General features: G+C 71.6%; 1 protein-coding gene. It reads right to left on the reverse strand.

The window, feature by feature from the left end; genetic code table 11:
* Window positions 1-380 (reverse strand): YqaJ viral recombinase family protein (locus QC029_RS30915; protein WP_279559146.1); only part of this gene is annotated, 380 nt, incomplete at both ends.

Raw genomic sequence — 380 nt, forward strand, 5'->3', positions numbered from 1 at the left:
TCGATCAGCTCCTGGTCGCGCTCCAGCCGGTGCCAGCGCAGCCGGTTCCCGCCGATCAGGGGGGCGACCCAGGCATGCGGCCAGCCGCCGACGGCCATCGCCCACAGCCCTTGGAGAGCGGGCTCGTCGGGCACACCGGCATCCCACTCGGAGGCGATGTACTCGCTGCGGTTCTTGCACTCCAGCGGGACCACGACCGTGCCGCCGGCCTCGGCCGGTTCGAGGACGAGCCGGTCGATGTTGACCCGCATCAACGGGTAGTCGACGTGCGCGAGAGTGCCCGGCGACGGCGCGATCTCGAACCCGGTACGCCGCGCGAACAGCCGGGCGATGTCGTCCTCGAGTACGCGGCCGCACTCGGCGGCCTCGCTTTCGACGTC

Source organism: Streptomyces sp. DH37, assembly GCF_029813835.1.
Lineage (GTDB): Bacteria > Actinomycetota > Actinomycetes > Streptomycetales > Streptomycetaceae > Streptomyces.